Origin of the sequence: Methanocalculus taiwanensis, from assembly GCF_024372745.1 — an archaeon.
Lineage (GTDB): Archaea > Halobacteriota > Methanomicrobia > Methanomicrobiales > Methanocorpusculaceae > Methanocalculus > Methanocalculus taiwanensis.
Genome location: NZ_VOTZ01000010.1, coordinates 35,653 through 57,552, shown reverse-complemented (window position 1 = coordinate 57,552; position 21,900 = coordinate 35,653). Strand labels below are relative to the sequence as shown.

General features: G+C 50.6%; 23 protein-coding genes. 8 read left to right on the top strand and 15 right to left on the bottom strand.

From position 1 onward, the window contains the following. Nucleotides 1–51 precede the first annotated feature (51 nt). Genes FTO68_RS05990 through rpl12p form a run of 3 tightly spaced genes read left to right on the top strand, consistent with a single transcriptional unit; the run spans nucleotide 52 to nucleotide 1,866 of the window. Complete coding sequence (locus FTO68_RS05990) at nucleotides 52–693, top strand: 50S ribosomal protein L1 (RefSeq protein ID WP_255332476.1); 642 nt, start codon at nucleotides 52–54, stop codon at nucleotides 691–693. Then, a complete protein-coding gene (locus FTO68_RS05985; protein WP_255332475.1) occupies nucleotides 694–1,542 on the top strand; it encodes a 50S ribosomal protein L10 in 849 nt (282 codons plus the stop codon). It abuts the gene before it with no gap. Nucleotides 1,543–1,554: 12 nt separating this feature from the next. After that, entirely contained in the window at nucleotides 1,555–1,866 is a 312-nt protein-coding gene (gene rpl12p, locus FTO68_RS05980) for a 50S ribosomal protein P1 (protein WP_255332474.1), read from the top strand. Between the two features lie 112 nt (nucleotides 1,867–1,978). Here rpl12p and FTO68_RS05975 read toward each other — a convergent pair whose 3' ends face one another. Both FTO68_RS05975 and hypF read right to left on the bottom strand, forming a co-directional pair. Then, nucleotides 1,979–2,575 (bottom strand): hypothetical protein, encoded by a 597-nt coding sequence (locus FTO68_RS05975; protein WP_255332473.1) that lies wholly within the window; start codon nucleotides 2,573–2,575, stop codon nucleotides 1,979–1,981. Nucleotides 2,576–2,581: 6 nt separating this feature from the next. Next, on the bottom strand, nucleotides 2,582–4,813 hold the full coding sequence (gene hypF, locus FTO68_RS05970) for a carbamoyltransferase HypF (protein WP_255332472.1): 2,232 nt from the start codon (nucleotides 4,811–4,813) through the stop codon (nucleotides 2,582–2,584). A gap of 57 nt (nucleotides 4,814–4,870) precedes the next feature. On the opposite strand from hypF, the gene FTO68_RS05965 reads away from it, so the two are divergent. The 3 genes from FTO68_RS05965 to FTO68_RS05955 are packed head-to-tail and all read left to right on the top strand — an operon-like array spanning nucleotide 4,871 to nucleotide 8,210. After that, nucleotides 4,871–5,386: an ArsR family transcriptional regulator gene (locus tag FTO68_RS05965; RefSeq protein WP_255332471.1), complete on the top strand. Its 516-nt coding sequence runs from the start codon at nucleotides 4,871–4,873 to the stop codon at nucleotides 5,384–5,386. Then, on the top strand, nucleotides 5,373–6,179 hold the full coding sequence (locus FTO68_RS05960; RefSeq protein ID WP_255332470.1) for a DUF7839 domain-containing protein: 807 nt from the start codon (nucleotides 5,373–5,375) through the stop codon (nucleotides 6,177–6,179). Before FTO68_RS05965 ends, FTO68_RS05960 begins: the two co-directional genes overlap by 14 nt. 6 nt (nucleotides 6,180–6,185) lie before the next feature. Continuing rightward, complete coding sequence (locus tag FTO68_RS05955; RefSeq protein ID WP_255332469.1) at nucleotides 6,186–8,210, top strand: DEAD/DEAH box helicase; 2,025 nt, start codon at nucleotides 6,186–6,188, stop codon at nucleotides 8,208–8,210. A 51-nt stretch (nucleotides 8,211–8,261) separates the two neighbouring features. Here FTO68_RS05955 and FTO68_RS05950 read toward each other — a convergent pair whose 3' ends face one another. The 13 genes from FTO68_RS05950 to FTO68_RS05890 all read right to left on the bottom strand — a co-directional run bounded on the left by FTO68_RS05950 (nucleotide 8,262) and on the right by FTO68_RS05890 (nucleotide 20,351). Continuing rightward, complete coding sequence (locus tag FTO68_RS05950) at nucleotides 8,262–9,620, bottom strand: PKD domain-containing protein (RefSeq protein WP_255332468.1); 1,359 nt, start codon at nucleotides 9,618–9,620, stop codon at nucleotides 8,262–8,264. A gap of 72 nt (nucleotides 9,621–9,692) precedes the next feature. Beyond that, on the bottom strand, nucleotides 9,693–11,624 hold the full coding sequence (locus tag FTO68_RS05945) for a transporter substrate-binding domain-containing protein (protein ID WP_255332467.1): 1,932 nt from the start codon (nucleotides 11,622–11,624) through the stop codon (nucleotides 9,693–9,695). Between the two features lie 89 nt (nucleotides 11,625–11,713). Then, on the bottom strand, nucleotides 11,714–12,550 hold the full coding sequence (locus tag FTO68_RS05940; protein ID WP_255332466.1) for a hypothetical protein: 837 nt from the start codon (nucleotides 12,548–12,550) through the stop codon (nucleotides 11,714–11,716). Continuing rightward, nucleotides 12,547–13,449 (bottom strand): polymer-forming cytoskeletal protein, encoded by a 903-nt coding sequence (locus FTO68_RS05935; RefSeq protein WP_255332465.1) that lies wholly within the window; start codon nucleotides 13,447–13,449, stop codon nucleotides 12,547–12,549. Before FTO68_RS05935 ends, FTO68_RS05940 begins: the two co-directional genes overlap by 4 nt. Next, on the bottom strand, nucleotides 13,439–14,674 hold the full coding sequence (locus tag FTO68_RS05930; protein ID WP_255332464.1) for a 2,3-bisphosphoglycerate-independent phosphoglycerate mutase: 1,236 nt from the start codon (nucleotides 14,672–14,674) through the stop codon (nucleotides 13,439–13,441). Before FTO68_RS05930 ends, FTO68_RS05935 begins: the two co-directional genes overlap by 11 nt. A 59-nt stretch (nucleotides 14,675–14,733) precedes the next feature. Next, nucleotides 14,734–15,348, bottom strand: a complete 615-nt coding sequence (locus tag FTO68_RS05925) for a 30S ribosomal protein S3ae (protein WP_255332463.1) — start codon at nucleotides 15,346–15,348, stop codon at nucleotides 14,734–14,736. Between the two features lie 15 nt (nucleotides 15,349–15,363). Then, on the bottom strand, nucleotides 15,364–15,624 hold the full coding sequence (locus FTO68_RS05920) for a KEOPS complex subunit Pcc1 (RefSeq protein ID WP_255332462.1): 261 nt from the start codon (nucleotides 15,622–15,624) through the stop codon (nucleotides 15,364–15,366). Next, a complete protein-coding gene (locus tag FTO68_RS05915) occupies nucleotides 15,621–16,835 on the bottom strand; it encodes a single-stranded-DNA-specific exonuclease RecJ (RefSeq protein WP_255332461.1) in 1,215 nt (404 codons plus the stop codon). Before FTO68_RS05915 ends, FTO68_RS05920 begins: the two co-directional genes overlap by 4 nt. Nucleotides 16,836–16,838: 3 nt before the next feature. Next, nucleotides 16,839–17,297, bottom strand: a complete 459-nt coding sequence (locus FTO68_RS05910; protein WP_255332460.1) for a 30S ribosomal protein S15 — start codon at nucleotides 17,295–17,297, stop codon at nucleotides 16,839–16,841. Nucleotides 17,298–17,522: 225 nt separating this feature from the next. After that, on the bottom strand, nucleotides 17,523–18,692 hold the full coding sequence (locus FTO68_RS05905; protein ID WP_255332459.1) for a KamA family radical SAM protein: 1,170 nt from the start codon (nucleotides 18,690–18,692) through the stop codon (nucleotides 17,523–17,525). A 230-nt stretch (nucleotides 18,693–18,922) separates the two neighbouring features. Beyond that, a complete protein-coding gene (locus tag FTO68_RS05900) occupies nucleotides 18,923–19,315 on the bottom strand; it encodes a Zn-ribbon domain-containing protein (RefSeq protein ID WP_255332458.1) in 393 nt (130 codons plus the stop codon). Nucleotides 19,316–19,323: 8 nt separating this feature from the next. Continuing rightward, on the bottom strand, nucleotides 19,324–19,704 hold the full coding sequence (locus tag FTO68_RS05895) for a DUF2073 domain-containing protein (RefSeq protein ID WP_255332457.1): 381 nt from the start codon (nucleotides 19,702–19,704) through the stop codon (nucleotides 19,324–19,326). Nucleotides 19,705–19,709: 5 nt separating this feature from the next. Next, the gene (locus FTO68_RS05890; protein WP_255332456.1) at nucleotides 19,710–20,351 is read right to left on the bottom strand and encodes an Era-like GTP-binding protein; all 642 of its coding nucleotides are present in this window, start codon (nucleotides 20,349–20,351) and stop codon (nucleotides 19,710–19,712) included. A gap of 223 nt (nucleotides 20,352–20,574) precedes the next feature. Here FTO68_RS05890 and FTO68_RS05885 point away from each other — a divergent pair, with 223 nt between their 5' ends. Both FTO68_RS05885 and FTO68_RS05880 read left to right on the top strand, forming a co-directional pair. Then, nucleotides 20,575–21,138 (top strand): CBS domain-containing protein, encoded by a 564-nt coding sequence (locus tag FTO68_RS05885; RefSeq protein WP_255332455.1) that lies wholly within the window; start codon nucleotides 20,575–20,577, stop codon nucleotides 21,136–21,138. Further along, complete coding sequence (locus FTO68_RS05880) at nucleotides 21,135–21,887, top strand: CBS domain-containing protein (RefSeq protein ID WP_255332454.1); 753 nt, start codon at nucleotides 21,135–21,137, stop codon at nucleotides 21,885–21,887. The genes FTO68_RS05885 and FTO68_RS05880 overlap by 4 nt, the downstream gene beginning before the upstream one ends. The last annotated feature ends 13 nt before the right edge of the window (nucleotides 21,888–21,900 follow it).

Sequence of the window (21,900 nt, the reverse complement as noted above, 5' to 3'; positions counted from 1 at the left end):
AACCATAGGAGATCGTAGATACACGGTCGAGAACTATGGAGGCATCATTTAATGGTTGAGTTAACCCAGATACAGAAGGCCGTATCCACGGCTATCGAGCAGGCGCCTGAGAGGAAGTTCCGGGAGAGTGTGGATATCACAGTCAACCTGAAGAACATCGATATGGCGCAGCCGAAAAACCGTATTGATGCGACGATTCTTCTGCCAGAGAGTGCAGGCACAAAAAGAATCGCGGTTCTGGGCAAAGGAGACATAACCACTCAGGCAAAAGAGGCAGGTGCTGATATTATCATCGGCCCCGAAGAGATCGAACGCCTGGGTGGTGCCCCGCGTGAAGCCAGACAGGTTGCATGCGATTATGACTTTTTCCTTGCCGAGACCGCTGTTATGCCACTCGTAGGCCGATGGTTAGGCCCAAGGCTTGGCCCACGCGGCAAGATGCCGATGCCCATCCCCCCTGGACAGGACATCAGACCGATTGTAGAGCGTCTGCGCGGTTCCATCAGGATCCGGACAAAAGATAAGATGACATTTTCAGCGAAGATCGGGAACACAGAGATGACTCCCGAACAGATCGCAGAAAATATCAACACGGTTCTGAGAAGAGTCGAAGCAGACCTTGAGCAGGGTTCACAGAACATCCGCTCGGTTTATGTCAAAACGACCATGGGGCCGGCAGTGAAGGTGATCTAAATGGCAGTGTACACACGCCACCTGCCTCAGTGGAAGCAGGACGAGGTTGAAGAAGTTAAGAAGAACGTGCAGGATTATGCCTTAATCGGCATCATCGATACATTCGGTATCCCTGCAACACAGTTCCAGCAGATCCGGCGAAACCTCAAAGAGACAACCATCATCAAAGTGATGAGAAACACGCTTATCGAGCATGCATTCTCAGATCTTGGTGGTGTGTACGAAGATCTCAAAGAGCATATCACCGGACACTCGGCACTGATCTTCACAAATGACAATCCCTTCAAGCTTTTCAAGTCCCTTGAAAAGACGAAGACAAAGCGGGCTGCCAAAGCAGGTGAGATCGCACCAGAGGATATCGTTGTCCAGAAGGGGCCGACAAGCTTCAAGCCAGGCCCAATCGTCAGCGAACTCCAGCAGGCAGGCATTCCAGCCACCATCGACGGGGGCAAGGTGAAGATCCGCGAAACGAAGACGGTTGTCAAAGCTGGCGAGGCTATTGACCGGAAGAAAGCCGGCGTCCTCTCAAAGCTTGATATCAAGCCGATGGATGTCGGTTTATCCCTTCATGTCGCACTCTACCAGGATCAGCTGTATCTACCGGATGTACTTGGTATTGACGAGGCTGAGTATTACAACCAGCTCGTTCTTGCCGTTCAGCAGGCATTTAATCTCTCGGTCAATGCAGCCTATCCGACTGCATTCACGATGGAGACAATCCTTGCAAAGGCATTCCGTGAGGCTCGCAGCCTTGGTATAGAGGCCGCTATCTACGAGAAAGATGTCATTGATGGCATCATCGCAAAGGCATACAGACAGATGAACACAATCAAAGTATTAGTTGAATAAGGTGACCGAACTATGGAGTACATATACGCTGCTCTCTTACTGCACTCTGCTGGCAAAGCAGTAGAAGAAGAATCCGTCAAGGCAGTTCTCTCTGCCGCTGGTATCGCTACAGACGAATCCCGTGTAAAGGCGCTCATTGCCGCCCTTGACGGTGTTGACATCGAAGATGCCATCAGCAAGGCCGCTGCAGCACCTGTTGCGGTTGCAGCCGCCGCAGCCCCTGTGGCAGCAGCTGCTGCTGAAGAGGCACCAGAGGAAGAAGAGTCAAAGAAGGAAGAGGAAGAAGAGTCCGGCATGGCCGGTCTTGGAGCCCTCTTCGGCTAAATTTTTTTATCAAATTAGTCCTGCTACTGAAGAATGCAGGATCCGTTTAGAATTGTTCACTGGCGAGCCATGCCCAGGGTCCTCCTTGCCAGAACAAATATGACCATCAGAACTATGCCAAGGCTGGTTTTACCACAAGATCAGATACCGCAATCTTTTCACAGAGCCGTCTCCTCTTCCTGATAGGCCATAGATCGTAGAGGAAGAACTGGACCGGCTTCCAGAGTGCGACCCACCCTATGATTATAAGGGATTCTGCGATCAGCTCTGCAAGCGATCCCTGTTCAAAGATATCTGATGCATGCTGGCTGATTGTCAGGCAGAAGAAGAGGAAGACGATCCCGATCGCCAGATTCAGCCGCTCGCGCCTCCATTGCACAGAGAGGGCATGTTCTGCCAATGATCCGAGATAGAGGAAATGGTTTTCGACTGCTTTTTTGATATTCTCCTTCACCTCATTGGAGATGAGGGCGAGGGGGAGATAAACGATGATCCGGACCGGCTGATCGAATGGAATCTCCTCAAAAGAATCGTATATATACTCTTCAGCATCAGTATCAAGTTCTTTTTCATAGAAAGGCGATGGATCAAGGGTATTGAAGAGCTGGATCACGTTTAAGAGTTTCAGCTCCACAAGCGCAATCTCATCCGGATCCTCAGGTGGGGGGCCAAATTCACGTTCGGGATACTCATACTCCCGTGCCTCCATTCCAGATCACCTGATTCCGGCAATAATCGCCTGCCCATATGAGATACAGCCATCACCAAGGGGATAGTCTGTATTAATGATCGGTTGGATTCCGGCTTTTTGAAGCTCGTCACAGATGGTGGTTCTGATCATGCGGTTATAGCAGACCCCTCCTGACAGGGCAGCCTTTCCGATCCCGTTTACTTCGGCAACTGAAACTGCGAGAAGGGCAATGCCACGGGCGAGATTAAACTGGAACGATGCAGCAATATCTGCTATTGCCCGCCTCTGCATCTCGTGGCTCTCCTCCTGTAGGGGAAGATACCGTAAAAGCGCCTCTTCCATCAGCCGGGATGTTGAGAGCACCTGCTGGCCGTTCTCTTCAGAGATGAATATATCCCACTCTCCGGCTCTTCCGGCAGATGCTGCCGCCTCAAGCCTCATCGCCGGCTCGCCATCATAGGTCCGTTTGGAACAGATGCCAAGGAGGGCAGATGCGGCATCAAGCACCCTGCCTGTGCTCGTTGTGGGGATTGTGTTAAACCGTCTCTCCACCTGATGTGAAAGTGCCGAACAGGCGATCTCATTCCATCCCCTGCTGGCAAGGAGATCCAATATTTCAGGCTTTTGCAGGATACCATAGAGCATCCGTTCGGGGTGTGAGGTTGCGGCATCGCCACCGGGCATCAGCACCTGCTCAAGGTGCCCGGCACGTACATAATCCGGTGCCTGCCCGACAAAGATTTCGCCCCCCCAGACTGTGCCGTCATCCCCGTACCCGACACCATCAATTGCGATCCCGACACACCGTTCGCGTGTCGCAGCAGCAATATGCGCACGATGGTGCTGGACAAAAACAAGTTCTGCACCAAGTTTATCTGCAAGATCTGTTGCATATCGTGTGGACAGAAACTGTGGATGGAGATCACATGCAATGATCTCAGGTGTGGTGCCGGTTAAGCCCCTGAGCCTCTCCACCGTCTCATCGAGGTAGCGGACGGTAGAGGGGTTTCTGATATTTCCGATATGAGGGGAGGTGATGCAGAAGCCATTATTGTAGATACTTGCATTCGCATTCAGTTCCGGCCCGACAGCGAGGATAGCCCGCGTCCCTAGATCAATACGTGTCCTTTTTGGGGCAATGCCACGGGAGAGCCGGATGATCAGACCATCACGGATAACCGAATCATCACATCGGTTCTGGATCTCGCGATCATGGGTCAGGAAGTAGTCCACCACACCGCGAAGGCGCGACATCACCAGATCAATCTCGGTGATCATCGGGTTGCCAGGCACATTTGCACTCGTCATCACGAGCATCGGGGCCTGGAGGCGGCTGAAGACAAGATGGTGAAGGCCGGTATAGGGGAGCATCATCCCGAGGGTATGCAGGTTTGAGATCGTTGAGTGGGACGTGTGATCGCGTTTTTCAAGTACGACAATAGGGCGTGCCGGACTCGTAAGCTGTATTTTATCATCTTCATCCAGCATGGCAACCTTCTCAATGGTATCTGCTTCAGCCATTACAGCAAGCGGCTGCTCGGTCCTTCCAAGGAGGGCTTTGAGCCGTTCTGCTGACGATTCAATACATGCAATATGAAAACCCCCTATCCCGCGTATCGCCAGGATCTTTCCCAGGTCAAGCAGTTCGGCTGCCTTTTGTATCGGATCTGTAACCGGCATGCTCCGTCCGTCCGGATCCATCAGCGCAAGCGATGGCCCGCAGGTGGCACAGGCGATCGTCTGGGCATGATGGCGCCTTGATTGCGGACTCCAGTACTCCTCCTCGCATGACGGGCAGAGAGGGAAATGATCCATCGTTGTTCTCTCCCGATCATAGGGAAGCGCGCGGATGATACTGTACCGCGGCCCGCAATCAACACATGACGTTGCCCAATAGTTAAAATAACGACTATTTCGCTGTTTAATATCATTGATGCATGCATCGCAGATTGCAACATCCGGGGGGATCAGGCCGGACAGGTTGCCTGTTTTGCTATCAAGGATCGAGAAATGATCGGGGATTGTACCTGAAAGTGGTGAGACGATCACCTCGTCTATGGCTGCAAGGCGCGGCCCTTTCCGGACCATTTCGAGGAACTCGTCAAAACGATCTCCTTCAGCGTGAATATGAACCTCACTGCCGAGGTTGGTGACCGAACCACGGATTGAAAGCGACTCCGCGGTTGCATAGACAAAGGGGCGGAACCCTACACCCTGTACGATCCCACGGACGATGATAGTGCCAGATCTCCGCATGGATTATCAACAAAGGTTATAGAATTACAGAGCAATATAGTACACAGGGTTTTTGCAGTGACGGATCATCCTAAGACGAAAATTGTAAGCGACCCGGTGGAGCTTGTACCTCTGCTTGTTACGTTTAACAACTCAGGGTATAAAATTGTTTATGAAATGCTCTCAAAATCATGGGTTACAGAAAAGGAACTTTGTCAGCAATATGAATCAGAATGCATCAATGATTGCCTGAAGATGCTGAAGAAAGGAAACCTTATCGACGAACAATGGAGAACAGTTCCAGGAAAGAAACCTGAAAAAGAGTACCGGGTAAATTATCAGAAGTTCAGGGCAAATTTCCAGTGCACGATGGAGGATCTCGTCTCAATGCTCTATATATCCACATCAAACGACGAGAAACTCAGGGTACTCTCCGATAATATAAAGGTCGAAGTTGACTCCGGTAACACCTCGATCGGCGAGATCGCGCGTAAGATTGGTGTAAAACCGATCTATGTTAAGGGCATAGCAAAGCGCATACCACATTTTGATGTCCGGGGACAGGGGTTGATACTCCTTGATGGAGAAAAGTAAGGATCCCCTCGGTAATCTTCTCAGAAGCAAAAGGGAGACGACCAGATTTCAGGTTCTCGTCGAAGTGGCCGAGCACCAGCCATCAATACGCCAGCAGGAGATCGCAGAGAAGCTCGGCGTAACCCCGCAGGCAATCTCCGAATATATTCGTGATCTCGCAGATGACGAGCTGATCACTGCCGAAGGACGCGGCCGGTACAGTGTCACCCGCAAAGGGATCGAATGGGTACTCTCAAGTGCAGAGCAGCTTGAGAGCTATGCACGCCATATCAGGCGGGATATAATCCAGCAGGTTGCAATATGGGCGGCAATTGCGGGAGAGGATCTGAAGAAGGGCGATTCAGTCGGCGTCTTTATGAAGGGCGGCTGGCTCTATGCCGGAAAAGAGCCCCAGTCTGCAACAGGTATTGCCATCGATGATGCCGAAAAGGGATCTGATGTAGGGGTAGCCCGGCTTAGCGGCATTATCGAACATACTGAAGGGAACATCTATGTCTGTAAGGTACCCCGGATCGAGAGGGGCGGATCCCGGGTTGTTGAGCGGGACCGGCTCTTTAAAATCGTGCAAAAGGCCGAAATCATCGGTGCAGTAGGGATCGAGGCGTATATGGCACTAAAGCGATCCGGTATCAGGTCAGATATGTTCTATGGCGCACGCGAGGGTGTGATCGAAGCAGCATTCCATGGAATGAACTGTGCGATCATCGTTGTCGATTCGGAGTTCACTGACTTCATCAAACGGCTTGAAACCGCAGGCCTCTCCTACACTATCCATGATCTGGCGGTGCAGTAAGCACCTATGAGCGCAATCATCCTTCCATGGAAGAAGGCATACCGGATCATTTTTTTTGATGACCGGAGGATACGCCATGTCGGTACCGTATCCCTCGCAAGAACAACACGGGGTATCCGGCCAGAAGAGTTCATGGTCAGAAGGCCGGGTGCATCCCATCCAAAAAAGACGCCAACAAAAGATCTGATCATTGCACTCCGACAGGGCGATGTATATCTGACACAGCACGACGCTTCTTTTGAAGAGTTTCTGGCAAGCCTCCAGATATCGTATAGCTTTGTTGATATCTGCCGGATCTGCCTGCTTGAGGATCAAATCACCCAGCTGTCAAAGGAGACACAAATCAGATGCGGACGTGAGCTTATATGCCCGGATTGTGCACGGAAAGAGCTCATACGCGAATTATCGCATCTTAAAAAGCTCGGGAAAAAAACCCGTGCCCATATCGAGGATCTCCTGATGGAGCACCGCGATCTCGAGGCGGTACTTGCGATCATCCAGCCTGAGAGCCTCGATATGAAAAAGACCCTTTTTGACAGGGTCAAAGCCCATCCGGTTGCAGAGACACAGAGGCTGGACGAGCTCCCGATTCCTCGTGACTTTGTAGACGCAGTGTCCATCACCACTCTCATGCCCGCTCAGCAACTTGCTGTTGAAGCCGGGCTCCTCTATGGAAAGCACCTGCTGGTTGTTGCTGCAACAGCCAGCGGAAAAACATTTATCGGTGAGATGGCAGGGCTCAAGAACCTGCTTGAAGGCAGGGGACGCCTCCTCTTTCTGGTTCCGCTTGTGGCACTGGCTAACCAGAAGTATGAGCGTTTTTCAGAGACCTACAAGAATCTGGCTAGTGTCTCGATCTCAACCGGGGTATCCCGGCTCAACCTCCCTGAAACACGATCCCCCGCCCGCCGGGATGCAGGATCGGATATCATCGTCGGAACCTATGAGGGGGTCGACAATATCCTGAGAAGAGGGCGGCAACTTCGGAATATCGGGACAATTGTTATCGATGAGGTACAGATGCTCGAAGATCCCGAACGAGGCCACCGGCTCGACGGAATGATCGCCCGACTGAAACAGATCGCCCCAAAGACACAGTTCATCTACCTCTCGGCAACAATTGGAGCGCCCCATCTCCTCGCAAAGAAACTAAATGCGAACCTGGTCACGTATGCAGAGCGGCCGGTCTCTCTGGACCGTCATCTCCTCTTCGTCGAGCGGGATGCGAAGATCCCAACGATCAAACGGCTCGTCTTCGAGGAGTTTGGAAAGACCTCCTCCAAAGGATTCAAAGGACAGACGATCGTCTTCACAAACGCCAGATCCCGCTGCCACCAGATCGCAGATGCTATCGGTCCCCGGGCCGCCCCCTACCATGCGGGGCTCACGGCACAGGAGCGGAGAGAGATCGAATCCAGGTTTGCAAAAGGAAAACTTGCCACAGTCGTCACAACCGCAGCCCTTGCAGCAGGGGTTGACTTTCCCGCATCACAGGTGATCTTTGATGCCCTTGCTATGGGTATCGAGTGGCTGACGGTACAGGAGTTCCACCAGATGATCGGAAGAGCAGGGCGGCCCGATTTCCATGATGCGGGTCGTGTTGTGATCCTGGCAGAGCCCGGCGGCTCATATTCACGGGAGTCAAAGGCGACCGAAGAAGAGGTGGCGATCAATCTTCTCAGGGGTGTGATGGAGGAGGTCGCACCCGTATACGGGATGGAGGAGAGCAGTGAAGAGTATGCGGCAAATGCCGTTGTTGCCCGCGGAATCGAGCAGGATCTAACATCAATGAATGAGCGGATGGTAGGAACCCTCGAGGACGCCATCCCCGAGATGGAGAAGTACAAACTGATACATCGAAAAGGAGGGATTATCGAGCTCTCCCCATTTGGCAGGGTTATGGCAGAGCATTTCATCGGAGTCGAGCGGCTGAAGCGGATACGCAGCCTTGTCCGGGAAGAGGACGATCCCCTGATGATACTCGCGGATCTCGAGTGCAGGACCGATGAGGATGAGCAGAAGGGGAGATGAGAGCATCTCTCACCCGCTCCTCATGAAAACACATAACCCACAATATGATACTTAGAACCAGCCCTCAGAACGACTTTTTCTTATGAATTTCCACCAATATAACGCAACACCACAGACGATGATAACCAGGAGAAGGATAATCCACCACCATGACCCGATTAATCCTCCCTCATAATCCGTACTGCTTAAAGAATTACAATCTTCATATTCTTCATATGATTCAGCCGGATCACTGTTCTTTTCGATACCGAAAACCGACGTCATCGGTACAGGAATCTCTGTCACTATCGGAGCTGTATCTTCACCCGTAACGCGGATATATTCTTCCCTCGTAAGTGAATCGGTAGAATAGTCATTTTTAATGGTGAGCGTAACACTATAGTTGCCAGGTGAGGTAAATGTGTGGGTTGGAGACATCTCTGACGAAAGAAGACCATCACCAAAACTCCATCGCCACCATGTCGGACCACCTGTTGATGTATCAGTAAACCTGACAATATGGGGAGCATCACCGGTTCTTGGTGCTCCGATAAAGTTTGCAACAAGAGGCGAACCGGGGGGGGAGGGGGCAGCAGGTTCTGTTGGCGATGCAGTCACAGGGGGATTTACATGAATGGAGGACTGGAGGCTGGCATTATCACTCCCAAAGAGATTTTCCACAGTTAAGGTTACAGGATACGTCCCTGAAGAGCTATAGGTATGGACAGGGTTCTGATCTGTCGAAGTCCCGCCATCTCCAAATGTCCAGAACCAGGAATACGGAGTTTCATCTGAGAGATCCATGAAGGTTACAGTAAGCGGAGCATATCCGGTTGTGGGTGACACACCAATTTTTGCCGAAGGAGGATATCCGATGGCGATATATTGCTCTTTTATGCGGTCACCAGTACCAACAGCATTTGAGACCTGAAGCGTTACATCATATCTTCCGGATAGATTATATGTATGAATCGGATTCTGATCGGTTGATGTTGTTCCGTCACCAAAATTCCATAACCATGTTTTTGGATTTCCAGTAGATTTATCAGAAAATTGAACTTCATGTGGAGGGGAGCCGATCAGAGGATTAGCAACAAAATTTGGTGTTGGCTCGAGTCCTACACGGATATATTTCACTCTCTGGCTGGTACTTTGCCCATATGCATTGGCGGTTGTCAGGAAAACATCATAAATACCTTCATTTTGGTATATATGTTCAGGATTCTGCTCAGTTGAAGTACCACCATCTCCAAATAACCATAACCATGAGGTAGGAGATCCTTCCGATAGATCATTAAATTGGACAGAAAGAGGGGGAAAGCCAGAGACAGGAGTTGCAGAAAAGCTTGAAACAGGTTCAAAACCGAGAGCTGAAACTCCAGGGATAAAAATTAAACAAGATGCAAGGATGATGACATATACCCAGCGCATGAATAACACCTATAGCAGTAGATATTGAGTATCATATAAATAGGCTTTCATCTGAAAAATCTGAAGAGAATCTCACCCCGTCTTGAAGATCCCACTACAAACCACATACTCGTTTCCGTCACTCCCGGTTACAAGCTGATAATAGGTGCTCTTCCAGAAGAGGCCGCTCTCGGCCGGGTTGATATAAATATAATCCTCCCATCCTGACCCGTTTTTCAGTGCTCCTGCCACCATTTCGTCCCTGAATGCCTTTCCAGTCACATCGGTCTTTCCCTTGAAACTCACACCGACAAGATGGATATTGGTTGCATGGGCGGCCATCACCACATCGGTGTCATAGGCAAAGACATAGAGGCCGGATTTCTCTTCATCCCGGTATGGATGTATACCTGCATTGATAGCCCTGATGGTTGAAGGGGCATCGCGGGCAAGAGCATCAGCAGTAAGTGAAACGAGATCTATTGCATCCGCTTCTGTCAGGATCCCGTCTGCATATCCCGGTGTGAGGTACCGATAGAGGATACGCTCGTACCGGCTGACCCCATATACATCCTTTTCAGATCTGATCCGATCAAGCGCCTGCTGGCATGCCTGCACAAGCTGAGGCGGCGTCTCTTTGTTAAAGGCGAGATAATACTCATGGGTTGAAAGCGGGTATGCGATCTCGATTACAGCCGGGTTCCTTGCATACTGATCAATCAGCCTCATGCCAGGGTATTCGGCATATGCCCATGCATCGATCTCCCCCTCCTCAAGCATCCGGATCAGCTCTCCGGCATCTGTTGCATAGGTGATCGTTTCAACTCCAAGTCCTGCCAGATCATATACTGCAACATCATCGGTGATAGCACCTATCGAAAGGGAGGTGAGATTCAATTCAGCAGGCATTATAGCACCGGATCGCATGAAGAGAACATTTCTGCTCCTGACGATTGGGCCCGCCCAGAGGAAGTTTTCCTCCCGCTCAGGCGTCCGTGCAGTGGAAAAGAGCACATACCCGGGGGTGGAGAGGGTCTTTTGGTATCCATTCTCCCATGTGGAAAGGATCACCTGTTTTCGTGAGAGATCACAATTCAGATCCAAGAAGACCTCCTCCAGAATATCAACTGAGATCCCCTGTACACTATCATCCTCCTTGAAATTGTACGGGTAATACTCTTCAGTCATATAGGTGAGGGTGGAAAGACCCCTCGATGGAATGTACCGGTTGAGTATCTGATCATACCGGCTCAACCCATCACGAGCGGGCGCTTTTTTCAGGGCGTTGAGTGCAGACTGGAACCATTCAACCTCCTTCTGCGGTGTCTCCTTGTTGAATGCATAATAGAGATCCACCGTCTTGAGACGGTATACCTGCTTGAAATAGCCATATTTTCCTGTTGCTTTTGCTATCAGGTACTCTCCGGCAAGATCCCCCGAGGCAAAGAGATCGATCTCGCCTGCATCAAGCATATGGATCAGGCTGATGGGATCTGGATCGGTGATAATCCGGGTATCATCAACTCCTGCCCGCATCAGCTCCAGAACCGATACATCATCTTTAACCGCACCGATACGGTACTGGTTGAGATCGCTCTGTGAATCTATGAGGATATCGCTGCCACGCCTGGAAAAGAGGACAATATCGTATGAGGCAATCGGGCCTGCCCAGAGGAACAGATCCTCCCGCTCAGGGGTTCGTGCAACAGAGAAGAGGGCATATCCGGGATTTGTGAGAGCCATCTGGTATCCATCGGTAAAGAGACCGATACGCATCCTTTCATCCGGATGTGAGAATCCCTCCTCATCGTATACTGCATCAAGAAGTTCGACTCCGATTCCTTTGAGGCGACCCTCTTCTTCATAATTAAATGGCGGGAAATCTTCGGTCAAAAAGATCAGATCGGATGCTCTGGCTGATTCCTCAGTTACGCATCCTGACACGCCGATGCATGCGGCAATCAGAAAAGTTACATAAAACACAATCACCGGATACTGAAGTAATCCCATCACTTTCCAGTCCATACCAGAAATCAGAAGAGAGACATTTATATTTTTCTTAAATTGAAATTTCGGGATGGGGTGCTCCTATAATTTATGAAGAGGGAAAGACCTCACCCGACACAGACCCACCGGTCATAAATCGGGTCGCGCTCATTTTCAAAGACCTCGATCTTCCGGTCAACCGACGCACCCCACTCTTTGATCAGATCCGACTCGCGTTCGGTTCCAACAGTTATCAGCGCCTCGTCGCAGAGATCGAAGAGTACCATCACAAGCTCCTCCCAGACGAGAGCCTCAAAAGAATGGATCTCACCAAGCATGATCCCAAGCCCCTTATCAGCAGGCGGCAGGAACACATCGGCAACCCTTCCATCGATACAGAGTGTCCCTTCCGGTACGAGCCTCCCCGCAATCAGTCCGCGGGCGATGAGCGCCTCATCGTTATCATAGGCAAGCGGCTCCATACCCATCCTGGAGACGATAGCTGATCCGATCCCTGAGCCGCAACAGCAGTCGATGCAGTCGCCTGAACCGGAATGTCCCCATACCTCATGGATCAGGGACTCAAGCTTTCCGGTGCGATCAGGAGGGATATCCTCAAAAGCGGGATGAATGGCAGATCTGATCTCTTCGGCAAAGGATCTTCGGACTGCCCGTTCCCAGATACTTCGTTCGATCTGGTAGAGATCACCGCCCACCTCCTCAAACCGATCGATCTCCTCTCCGGTCATCTGCCGGTACAGACAGGTTGAAGCCCACCATGCCGATTTATCTGCCGAAAGGGCAAGTGCCAGCGGATCATCTTCGGTATCAATCAAAAGCCGTGCGCAATCTTCAAGGGCAGGAATTGCAAGGAGATCAGTTACAAATTCAACTCCGGAAAGATCCCCAAATGCCGGCTCAACAAATGAAAGATGTTGAACCTCAAATATCTCTTCAACATTCATATCTTCTTCCTCTGTATCGTCAGTCCACCAGACGATTTAATAACGCCTTCAACGGTTGCATCCTCATCCATCGTCACCCTGTGCCCCTCCACATTTCCAAGAATACGGACATTCTCTTCTATGACTACGTCATTCTCAGCCTCAACATTCCCGTGAATTATGGCACCCCGAGATACCGAAACAGAATCCCTGGCACGTATACTTCCAAAGAGTGTCGTATTGTCACCAATTGTAGCTTTATCCCCACGTATCAGTCCATGAAGACGGCAGGATGAGCCAATTATAATCGGGGTCTGTACCAAAAGCTGAAACTCATCGAGATGTGAGCGGGAAGGGAGAATGAGCGGGTTGGCATCCTCAGCAGTCAAATTCTCGATGAACTGGTCGATCTCCTCCTCATGATCGATCCTGAGCATCGTAAGCACATAGAGGAGGATGTACAGGATCACAGGCATAGGGTTTCGAACCTCGATAATACCGCGTGCATCAAAACCCTTCTCGATCATGACATTATCCCCGATATCAAGGTTTCCCGTAACCGAGAGCCTGCCACGAATCGTCACCCCCTCTCCGATGAAGGCATCGCAATCGCAGACCAGGTTACCGTCGATATCGCAGAAATTTCCGATCCTGAGATCGCCCTCTGCAATCACATCCCCCTTCAGGTAGCAGGACTCAGCTATGAAGACATCATATCCGGATATGCCATACTCTATCCGTGAATGTTCACCCACTATCACATCGCCGGGTGCCTTGAGGATACGTTCCTGCAGCTCTGTCCTGTCTGGAAGGATACACCCTTTGAAAACCAGCCGTTCCTGTTGTGCATGTTCCGGAACTGTATTTTCATCAGGCAGTACGTCCTTCTCCTGCATACCAGTCTGCACCTCAGGCACCATACTTCTCGGATCTGTTTATCAGATCAACCAGTATCGGCATAAGATCTCCCCCACGAATCCGGCTAAGCCCTCCTCCGGCAGTGCAGAGCTCATCAAAGGCAGCAACGGAATCAACCCTGACACCCGGACCACGGATTATTATCGGCACCGGATCACCCGAATGATCCATCACTGAGCACGGGGTCGTGTGATCGGCACAGATTGCAATGATAATATCATGCCATTCAAGAAGCGGAGCAAGGGCTGAATCAATCACCTCGATAAAGTCCCTTTTCAGCAGGGGTTTTCCATCATGACCGAACTCATCCGCGCCCTTGATATTCAGCAGAACAAAATCCTTTCTGTCAAGTTCTTTCTCTGTATATGCAATTTTTGCATTGAGATCGGAGTCGGCCGATCCTGTGATCCCCGGCACCTGCACTGGTTCAAGACCAACAGCAGATCCAATTCCAGAAATAAGAGCTGCTGCTGAGATGACACTCCCGGTTATCTTCCATTTCTCGGGGAACGGCTCAAATCTTCCCATTATACCGGCACCACGGATCAGAACGATATTTGCAGGAAGGAGTCCATCAGCTATCCTCTGCTTATTCAGAGGATGATCAAAAAGAATCTCCTGCGACTGGCGGAGAAACTCATTTGCGACCTCCGCGGTATGGAGGTCTGATCCCGCATCTGTCATAGGGCGGATCGGAAGAGGTGGAAGGTGCTCGTGTTTTGGATCATTGGAGGTCACATTCGCACCAAGACCTTCACCACGGAATGCAACGGCAGCACGGTGGCCGGCGCCGGGTTCAATAAAGAGTTCAACCCCAAAAGACGAGAGATCGACACCTTCGCGGATAGCATCGCAGAAGGGTGCTGTCGATGCGATCCGACCTGCCCTACGATCGATGATCGTCCCGTTCGAATCAAGGCTTCCAAAATTGCCCCGGAAACCTATCATCCCTGCTTCCATGCGGATGCCGCAGCCTTCAGCCTCGAGGGGCCCTCTGCCCGTATAGTATCTCTCAGGAGGATAGCCCAGGAGGCTCAGATGTGCAGTATCAGATCCGGGCCTGATTCCGGGGGCAATGGTATCCATGATGCCACAGACGCTCTCCTGTGCAAGGCGATCAAGAACCGGGGTCGCCGCTGCCTGAAGAGGCGTTTTCCCATCAAGTACCTCGCACGGTCGATCAGCTATACCGTCAAGTACCAGGAGTAGTATCTTCTGAGCAGTCATCCTGCATAGAGATACACCTCAATATGTTATGAGTATGTCCCTTTGAGGAACAAAAAAAATTATGCGGCGATTGCTGCAGCCTTCTCAGCTGCAGTCCTGACCGCTTCGGATTTTATCACGTCGATTCTGCGAATCGGGAAGATTGTGCGCGACTCTTTAAAGATCTCGCGTGAGATATCGCCATTGACCGCTGCCTTTGCAAAGGTATCATAATCCATCTCGGTAGCAAGGCGGGAGACAACCTCAACCATCTTTGCACGGATCGAATGGATATGCGAAAGATTTGCCCGGTTCAGCGTGAAGCAGGTGAGTGTCACCTGGATCTCACGGCCCCCCTGGACCTTCTTCGTCACAGTGGCATCTATTCGTGATGTCCGCCGCTTCACATGTGAACGGATATAATCACGGGTTACCTCATGGCCGATAAACTCGGTGTAGGCTGCATCGCCTGCAACGTTATTGATCCGAAACAGCATCTTGATGTACTGTTTGGAGTAGTCCTGTGCAATCTCACCGAGTGAGACCTGCATGACGCGACCGATCATGTTTGCGGGATCTGCTGAAACAATATCCCCGATATATACTTTGCCAAAGACCTCAGGGGTATAGACCTTGTACCAGCTCTTTGCCTTCCAGCCTTCGACCCTTCGTCCAATCTGTTTCTTTTTTGCCATCGTATCACCTGATTTTCATTTGTTTAGATCAATGCCTTTTTTTTGTTCCTTTCTTTCACCATTCTCACAACAGAGTGTATCCGCAATCGAGAGGTTCATCAGATAATCATCCACAGTCGCAAGTACCGAGCCAACCGGCTTCCCGTGGATCACCATCTCAACATACCCTGAAGCGACATGCATCTCCATATCCTGGAGATTATCGGGGGAGAGACTCGCTGCAACACATTCTGGTGATGCATGGTATGACCTGATCCTGCCTGTATCGATAATCATGCTGAGATCGCCTCAATAACTGCCTGCCTGAAGAGAACATCTTTCCCTGCCGGTATCGTTGCTCCAGCCCTCCTGATATGGCCCCCGCCGCTGCCTCCGACGGCAGTCGCAGCGGTCCTGACAATCCTGTCAAGATTCAGGTCACATCCCGGCGGCGTTCTAGCAGAAACAGAGCAGAAATCATCGTCTTCTGTGATAACAAAGACCGGGGATGACTGGGTGAGATCGGTTGAGAGGAGATCTGCGATATCAGAAGCAACAGCTAAATCGTCAACCCGGTACCAGCCCGGTTCGATCTGCTCTGTCGAATCCATACCAGAAATAATCCTCTGTCTAAACGCTGAGAAGAGAGACCATGCCTCCTCAATTCCTGCAGGATCACCCATACAGAGGGATACGGCAAGACCACCATGCCCGGACTTTCCGCAGGCATCAATAACTGCTGCCATCGCCGGAGCCCAGGGAATTACTTCACGCTCCAGGTGGTAGCTGTCAGCAACAAGCCTCTGGAGTGCCTCGGCTGATGCCTCATCATTTACCCCGAGCACCAGCCTTGAGAGGAAGAGTGAATCTTCCTGTTGGGAAATATCCGGATCTTTATTCCCGGCAAGATCCCTGCAGACGGATTCTGTGCCGGATATACCGGGGAGATATGGATCTGTTGCGAGGAAGAGGCTATCGTAGAGGGTTCTGCCTGTGGGCATAAAGCCTGGTTTTGTTGATATCACTCCGTTTCCGATTCCTTCATTCACAATCTCGCGGTTTGCACCTCTGAACTCCTGGCGATCCCCGATTGCCCCGAGGACTGCAAGACCCGCACAATCGCGGTTATCCCCAAGCTCACGGGCGACATAGTATGCGGCTCCCGATGTAGAGAGTTCCCGATCTCCATCAATGCCATAAAGCCTCGGATTGACATGGAACTCTCCTGTAAATGATGGGATATGATGATCGATGACCATCACTGATGAGGGGAGATCGGAGAGTGATGACCCGAAATCACAGAGCAGGACCGGGCAGTCGGTTGGGATCATCTCTGTTCTGATTGTTGAACGGATATGAAGGTGAAATGGAACCTGAATTCTGGATAACGCCGTACAGAGAAGAGACGCAGCTGCTATTCCATCGACATCGTGGTGGGCATAGACCTCCACGAAACCCGCGGACTTAAGGTGCTGCGCAAGCAGTTCTGTTGACGGCGTAAGCGGCATAATCTATCGTGAAAGGAGAATCTCTGCGGTCTCCGGTTTGTATGTCCATCCCTTCGGAAGTTTTCCTGATTTTACGTAGTACTTGACCAGCCTTCTGACCTTTGACTCGGTCAGCTGGAGCTGGCGCTTATTGTGGATATCCTTCTTGTTCTCGGAGAGATGTTTCCTCATCCCAAGCGCCTTCTGCATCAGGTTTCGAAGATCTTCTGGAATCTCCGATACAAGATCATTCTCCTTCAGGATAGTTCCAATCCGCTTTCCAGTCACCAGTTTGATATCAGGGACACCGTACTTGTCCCGGAGTGTCATCCCGATGACAGAGGAAGAGAGGCCCTCCTTCTTCATCCCGACAATAAGCTTCTCGATCTCTGCGAGATCGGTGTTGGACCATTGTGGAGCATCCGTTCTATAAGGACGGACAGAACCCGACGATCCTCTCCGTCGTGCATGCATTCGTGCCATGTGTACCTCGTTAGTTATTTAGCTGCCCGCAGTCTTTTGCAGGAAGTGTCTGGCAGCTGCCATTCACTGTAAGTCACGAAAAGAGCCGAAACTGACTCGCCGTAATCCCAAGCCCCCTTCACGGGCAGTGCCATAGAGCACGTCGGACTTACCTCAGCCAGCACATAATGTGCAGTATAGAATAGAACAGGTAAGACTTTAAGAGTATCGGAGGGAGAGGGAATCTCACTCCGAGAGCGTGTCTGCTTCCGGCGGTGCGCTGGCCATCAGATCATTGCGGCGGTCATCCACTGAGGAGAGGAGGCACTCGTCGACAATCGATACATAATCATCAAACCAGTATGCCGAGGGGTTTCTCCGGCAGACGACGACCTTTCCCATCTCTTCGGGATCTGCTGCCTGGTGGTATTTCATCACCACATACTCTTTTGTGCATGCAGTAATTTCGATCTTACCGGTGGCATGCGACATCACAAACCGTGCACGTTTGGCAATACCCGACACTGTGGAACGTGCCTCTTCAAATATCCGGTAGCTCTCCTCGATAGGAACTGCATAAATGTGGTTTCCATGTGTCGGGCGGCACTGGAAGATATAATAGGGAGAAACACCCATAAATGAAAGTTTCTGGAAGAGTTCTGCAAGCACTTCACTCGAATCATTTATTCCACGAAGGATCGGGGTCTGGTTGAGTACCATCACACCTGCTGAGAGGAGAGCATTGATCGCCTTTTCCGCTTCAGAGGTGATCTCACGCGGATGGGTGAACTGACTCATCAGGTAGATCCGCTTCTCTGGAAGGCTATATTGCTTCAGGAGAGCAAGAAGCTCCTTATCCTCTGAGATCCTCATCGGATTATATGCAGGCATCTTACTCCCAATCCGTATGATTTGGACGTGATCGATTCTCCGGATCTCCTCGATGATCTCCCTCAGTTGTGTTGTCGGGAGCATCAGGGGGTCACCACCGGTGAGGAGGACATTTGTCACTTCGGGATGTTTCCGGATATACCTGATCCCTTCAGTGACATCCGGGGAGACCTCGTCTGCACCTTCCACAAATAAGCGTTTCCTGAAGCAGTACCGGCAGAGCCCTCCACACTGATCCGAGACGAGCAGAAGCCCTGTTCGTGCATATTTATGCTGGAGTCCGGAGGCAACGGTGTATGTAGACTCGCCCGAGGGATCCATATCTCCATCCTCCTCCTCGATTTCACCAGGATCAGGGATGATCAGCCTCCTGATCGGATCAAATGGATCTGACCAGTCAATGAGGCTCAGGTAATATTCGCTCGCCTTGAACGAGAACCAGTGTTCTACCTGGCCGATTTCGTTCTTCTCCTCTGCCGAAAGTTTCGGAATCCGGGAAACCGATGTAATGTAGCGTGTTGTCATACAAATCACCTCCGTGAAGGGTATCCTTCTGTACCAGAAGACGGTACAGGCAGAAATGACTCACCCCGGTAAGGGCATACAAAGAGAATGCACCTGCTGTCAGGTGGCCAGCCAACCTATGAGAAATCCAATTACCAGTAGTAGGCTATAGTATTTATAGTTTCGTGAAGATAGGGAAAATAACCTTAAATAAAAGCTAAAATGAGATATAGAGCAATTATTGAGGATATTTATTTTTTAATTTTCCCTTTTTTAGCCCGAGTTTTTGACATCGAGATGAGATCAACAACATAGCTCCCATCCTTCCCGACACCAATGACCCGCTCATCGCTTCTGGCAAGTTTCTCAATATTAAGCTCGTAGCTCCCGGGACCGACAATCCTGACGCTCTCCACCCGATCATACATATCCGCATGTGGTTTCCCGGGAGTTTTAACCTCAAGGATCGGTTCATTTGTCTCTTCTGCGATCTCCTGAGTACTCTTCTCCTCAAGGACATCCTTATGCCTCACCCTCTCGCTGACGTAAAAGAACTTCTTTCCGCTACAGCTTGGACATCCCCTCAGGATCTCGGTCGATCCATCCCGAAACTCACGGCCACACTGAGTACATTTGTGAGGCATGGTACCGCTTATCCTCCCGACGAAAGCGACGCCCAGGCAACCAGCCGGTCACGCTCTATCTTTAGCATCTTCAACTGCCCAGCAGGGCCAATCACAGTCATTCTCCCCTGCCGGGGTTTCTTACCCATAAATAGCCGGCCGAATATACCACCTGATTCGGCCTCTTTTCCCGGATATGTCTCCATCTCGATCCCTGAAAAGCCACCAGGCCGGATCTCCATCATGGTCACCTCAATGAGCCGGCTCTGTTCATCCGGCGTCAGGCCATGCTCAAGGACAACAATATTTCCAAGCATCACCGAATCGAGGATCGTCCGGATCTTCTCCATCGTTGTCAGGTTTGAAAGACGGTCAGCAGAGATGAGTTCTATCTGTACTCCCTGTATCATTGAGATCACCCGAAATGTTCGGTCATCATATCATAGAGCTCTTCCATATTTGTCCCTTCAAGCCCGGAAACGGAGATAACCGGGTGCTGGGGGAATGCACTCTTGATACGAGAGGGTGCGGCATCGGGCAGATCAGTCTTATTTGCCACAATAACCACCGGGAGATTTCTGCTCTCGATGATACCGACCATCATGATATTCACCTGCATAAAGGGATCAAGCGTACTGTCCATCACATAAATAACACCATGGATATCCTCCCTGAGCCAGTGCATCGCCTCGGCAACACCCTCAGTCGCCTCACGGGCACGGGAGATCGCCTCATCCTGCTCAAGACCATACTCAAGGAACTCATGGTAATCTATCTTGGTTGTTACCCCGGGAGTATCGACGATATCCAGCAGGAGGGTATTGCCATTTGCCCCGGTGATCGTAACACCTTCTCTTCTTCGTGCCCGGCGTGTTTCATGCGGAATCTCAGAAACAGGACCTATTGCATCACCAGAACAGTCACGAACGATTCGGTTTGCCAGTGTGGTCTTCCCCGCATTCGGCGGACCATAGATACCTATCCTGGAGCGCTTTCTCCGGAATATTGTCTGAAAAAACTTACTTAGTCTTCTTTTTGCACGAGTAAACATACTCATCTGTCATCCCCTGAACACAGGCAGTTTCTCTATCTGCCATGGTACCTGTACTCTTCTCCCGATTCCTAATAATACTACCCACCTAATGTAAAACCGGTTCCTTTTAAGAGAGCCTTTTTATTGCGAATATAACGTCAGGTCTGGATTACGAATCTTTTAATATGGGCATGGCATAGTAGATGTGTCATCAGTTAAGAGAGCAGAAGAGGGAGGTGAAACACAGATGAGAAAGAATGACAACATGGACTTCGAAACACGCGTCCCGGTACGGGAGGTGATGAAACTCAATCCGACCACAATCGATGCAAATGAAACTACAGCCGAAGCGGCACGTTCAATGTGCCGTGATGAGGTCGGGAGTTGTATCGTGCTGCAGAACAATCTGCCGATTGGCATTGTTACTGAAGAGGACTTCAACTGCAAGGTTATGGCCAAGGACAGAAAGCCAGGAGAGGTATACGTCAAGGAAGTGATGAGCACACCGCTGATCACGATTGATTCAGATGCCGCGATTGCTGATGCTGCACGGATGATGGTGAAGCACCGGGTCCGGAGGCTTCCGGTAGTAAATGCAGAGACCAAAGTCATCGGGATCATTACCGTTCGGGACATTCTCAGTGTTGCAAATGAGATCAATGAGATTATGAACGATTTAATCGTCATTAACCGCATGAACGACTACCACGCCGGCATATGCGACAGGTGCGGGAGTATGTCAGACGATCTCATGTATCTCGACAACCAGAATATCTGCCCTGTATGCCGTGATGAGGAGTCAATTCAATGAAAGTCTCCCGCGATCTCTTGATCGAGGTCACCACCCTTCAAAAAGACGAGTACGTCACCCGTGCCCGTCAGATTCTCCGCGATGACATATATCGCGAGATATATATCACCGATGAGAAGGGAAACCTCACCGGGATGATCGATATTACCGATGTCCTGAAGGTGACCGACACCCGATCGAACGTGACCATCTCCGGGTTTATCCGTGACGCACCATCGGTATGTCTCGAAACAACCCTTGAGGAAGTTGGTTCAATTATTTTCAGGGCAGGAACGGATAGTTCCGCTGTTCTGAGAGAGAATGGAACGTTTATCGGAGTCATACTATTTCGTGATCTCTTTCCTGTCCTGGTTTCACGCCATGAGATCACCGGGATAGTTGCTGATGTAATGACAAGAAACGTAATCTGTTCCGAATCAGATGAGAGCATCCAGAAAGTATACTCGAGGATCGTCGAGAGCGGGTATACATCCCTCCCTGTTATATCCAGGAGGAAACTGATCGGGATCGTATCCCGGCGTGACCTCATTGAGAATGGCTCAATCAGGCAATCACTTGGTAACAGTACCAGAACCAGCATCTCCCGCGTAATGACAACTCCAGTCATTTCGACGACACCTGATGCCAGAGTATCGGATGCAGCAGGAATCCTTGTTGCTCATGATGTCAGCCGTATCCCGGTTGTTGATGACGGAGATGTCATCGGCATTCTGGATCGCCATGACGTCCTGAAGAACCTTGTAAAATAACCAAAGGGATCAG